Raw genomic sequence first — 3,321 nt, 5'->3', positions numbered from 1 at the left:
TCCAAGGATCTGGAGACCCTGCCGACCGAGGCGGATCGCAACCGCGCGATGGGGTTCATCGACCGGGCCGGGGCTGTGATCTGTGGTGGACTGCCGGCCGACGAGCTGCGCCTACTTGGCGGAAAACTCCCCTTCACAGCGCGGGAAATCGCCGAGATCACCTCATGGTCACAAGGGGCCTCACCAGACCGGGAACGCTCCGCGGATGCCCCTGTGCCGCCCGGCCGCGGGTGTTTCATGATCAAAGCCAGCAAGAGCACCGCGCCCGGCATCCCGTTCCGCACCGACATCTCGCCACTAGAGACGAAATGGCGACTACACGACACCAACGCCGCGTTCGAGGACGAGTGGAAGCGCAAGTCCGCGCGAGCCGGGGGACTGGTCAATGCCTAGTCCCGCCGGGGGCTACAGCCCCGAGTTCAAGGAAAATGTCGTCGACCGGTTCGTGGGCTACTTCAGCGCCTCGTCCACCCTGTCGTCTGCGGCCGCGAGCGCGGCGCGCGACTTCGGTGTGGCGACCTCCACGGTGCTCAGCTGGGCCGAGGACCAGCAGCGGATGCCGCGTCCGACCTGGGGGGAGATTCGGCGCCTGCGCGCCGCGAACGCGCACCTGTCCGCTCGGCTGCGGGAGCTGGAAGACCGGTGACTCTCAAGGGGCCGGTGCTGGCGCTGGTGATCGTCCTCGCGGTCGCGTTCGGGTTGACCATCGTCGTCTCCTCCTTCATCGAGGACGACGACCGGTGCGCACCGACCGGAGGGTCCAGCTCTGCGGCCGGCGGAGTCCCCGACGGGGACTACTCCAAGCCCATGAAAGACGGCACCTACCAGGTCTCCTCGGGCTATCGCTCAGCCGATCGCCCCGACCACCGGGGCATCGATTACGCAGCACCCGTGAACACTCCCATCTACGCCTTCGCCGACGGCGTGGTCACCGAATCGGGCCCCGCCTCGGGATTCGGCAACTGGATCGTCATTGACCACGAGGGAAACGGTGGGGACGGCATGTTCTCCACCGTCTACGGGCACATGCCAGCGGACGACCTCAGGGTCAAGGCCGGCGACGCGGTCAAGGCCGGCCAGCATATCGCCGGGGTCGGCAACGAGGGTCAATCCACGGGCGCCCATCTGCATTTCGAGATCTGGGCGGGAGGCCGCTACGGCGGCCAAGACGTCGATCCGGTGCCGTGGATCGACAAGGCGACTAATCCGGGCGAGGCCGGCCAGAGGCCCGCTCCCGCACCGACGCCGAGAGAACCCACGGACCGGGGTACGCGCGGGGGAGAGCTTCCCCCGTCGGACGTCGTGTCCGAGCAGAACTTGCAGGTCGACTCGGTCCGCGTAGCCCGGGCCGTCGCCCAGAAGTTCCCCGAGGTGCAGACGATCGGGGGCTGGCGCCCCAGCGACCCGTTCCCCGACCACCCGTCCGGCAGAGCCGTCGACGTGATGATCCCGGACTACGCCAGCGGTGCGGGTAAGAAGCTCGGCGACGAGATCGCCGACTACCTGTTCCGGAACAAAGAAGCGTTCAACATCGAGTACTTGATCTGGCGCCAGCAGTACATTCCCGCCGAAGGCCAGCCGAGCCAGATGGAAGATCGGGGCACCCCGACCGAGAACCACTTCGATCACGTGCACGTGACCGTGGCCGGCGGGGGCATGCCCACCCCGGGCCAGAAGTACGGGCCCGCCCCGGAGGGAGGTGGTCCCGGTGTCGGTGCCTCCACCGGTGCGTGCGTTCCGGACGGGGTCGGCGACCACGGGCGCGCGCTGAACGACGGTGAGATCCCGGAGGAGCTGCGCAAGTGGATTCGTCTCGGCGGGCAGGTGTGTCGAGAAGTGGATTCGCCGCTGCTGGCGGGGTTGCTCTACCACGAGTCGGCGGGGTTCCAAGCTCGCGCTGTCTCGCCAGTGGGAGCGCAGGGATATGCGCAGGCGATGCCTGGCACCTGGGCCTCTCGAGGGGCGAAGGTCGACGAGAACGGCCAGGTGGCCGGTCCGCCGGGCTCTGGCTCGCCCTCCGACCCCGCAGACGCCACGATGTTCGCGGCCCGCTACCTGTGCGAGATCGCCGAAGGTCAGCGGGAGCAGATCGCCTCAGGTCAGCTCTCCGGGGATCCGCAGACGCTGATGCTGGCTGGGTACAACGCCGGCCCGGGCGCCGTCCAGCAGTACGGCGGGGTTCCGCCGTACGCGGAGACACAGAAGTACGTCGTCATCGTGCCCGCAGAAGCAGCCAAATTCGCCACGACAGCAGGGTAAGGAGCAGTGGCCATGGAAGCAGAACAACGACGCCTCTTGATCATCGCGGGCGTGATCGCCGCAGGCGTGGTGGCGGCGTGTGTGGTGGTGACGCTGGTGGTGGTGATGCTGCGGGCCGGAGGGGACGAGCCCGGCACCGACGCCCATCACGTGCACGCAGAACCGACAGAGACCGCGGAAGGAGCTGCGCGGGCCGCGATGCGGCAGATCTTCACGTGGCGGCCGGCCGAGCAGGCGGGCCCCTGGGACTCACTGCACGCGGCCGCGGACACGCTCACTGGGCCACTGGCCGAGGCGGCGGCCGAGCGCCCGGCCTCAGAGCCACTGCCTAGACAGTGGGCGGCGTGGGCGGCGTCCGGTGACGTTGTCGTGGGCGCTGTGGAGCTCGCCAGCGATCCGGTTGACCCTCACGCCCCCCGGGCGGAGGTGCGTCTGATCCTGCGGCAGGTGGTTCAACACACCGACGGCGACACGACGCCGCTGCCGGAGATGGCGGCGCAGGTGGTCGTGGTCCGTGAGGGACACACCTGGAAAGCCGCGCAGTACCGACTAGAGATGACGAGATAGGGGCACATCATGGCTGGCAACGACAATCCGAGGAACACCCGAGTTTCGCAGTTCCGGCCCGAGCACGTCGTGCTGCTGATCATGCTGGCCGGGTTCGTGGCCATCAACGTCTCGGTGTGGGCGGCGCATCGGGCGGCGGTCAAGCTCGGCGGCGCCGAGCCACCCAGCCCGTTCCCGATGGTCGGCGCGATCGAGGTCCTGGCGCGTGACTCGGTGGCCTGGTCCCCAGCGGCGACTGCGCTGCTGGTGACCCAATGGCTGGTCGTCGTGGTGATCACCGCGGGGATCATCCTCGCTCGCCGGCGGTGGCGACTGCGGCGCACCGGCGGCACGCAGTCGCGCATCGCACACGCGACCCGGCAAATGGCCTCGACCAGTGACATCGCGACCCTGTCCCCGCGTGCGCGTAAACGAGAGCACCGGGACAACAACCTGCCTGATTGCGGCTGGTACGGCGCCTATCTGGGCCGGGAGTGGAGCACCGGGCAGGTCCTT

Annotated in this window: 4 protein-coding genes and 1 pseudogene; all 5 read left to right on the top strand. The window is 68.7% G+C overall.

Going from position 1 to position 3,321, the window contains the following annotated elements:
* Positions 1-393, top strand: a pseudogene (locus tag G6021_RS16855) (ATP/GTP-binding protein); the annotation flags it as partial.
* Positions 386-646 (top strand): hypothetical protein, encoded by a 261-nt coding sequence (locus G6021_RS16520; protein ID WP_182641760.1) that lies wholly within the window; start codon positions 386-388, stop codon positions 644-646. The pseudogene G6021_RS16855 and the gene G6021_RS16520, both read left to right, overlap by 8 nt.
* On the top strand, positions 643-2,259 hold the full coding sequence (locus G6021_RS16515; protein ID WP_182641759.1) for a peptidoglycan DD-metalloendopeptidase family protein: 1,617 nt from the start codon (positions 643-645) through the stop codon (positions 2,257-2,259). The genes G6021_RS16520 and G6021_RS16515 overlap by 4 nt, the downstream gene beginning before the upstream one ends.
* A 12-nt stretch (positions 2,260-2,271) precedes the next feature.
* The gene (locus G6021_RS16510) at positions 2,272-2,826 is read left to right on the top strand and encodes a hypothetical protein (protein ID WP_182641758.1); all 555 of its coding nucleotides are present in this window, start codon (positions 2,272-2,274) and stop codon (positions 2,824-2,826) included.
* A gap of 9 nt (positions 2,827-2,835) precedes the next feature.
* On the top strand, positions 2,836-3,321 hold a 486-nt coding region (locus G6021_RS16505; RefSeq protein ID WP_182641757.1), incomplete at its 3' end, for a hypothetical protein.

The sequence above is a fragment of the Dietzia sp. CW19 genome, assembly GCF_014145265.1.
GTDB lineage: Bacteria > Actinomycetota > Actinomycetes > Mycobacteriales > Mycobacteriaceae > Dietzia > Dietzia natronolimnaea.
The sequence above is the reverse complement of the archived record's forward strand: the minus strand, read 5'-3'. Positions and strand labels throughout refer to the sequence as shown.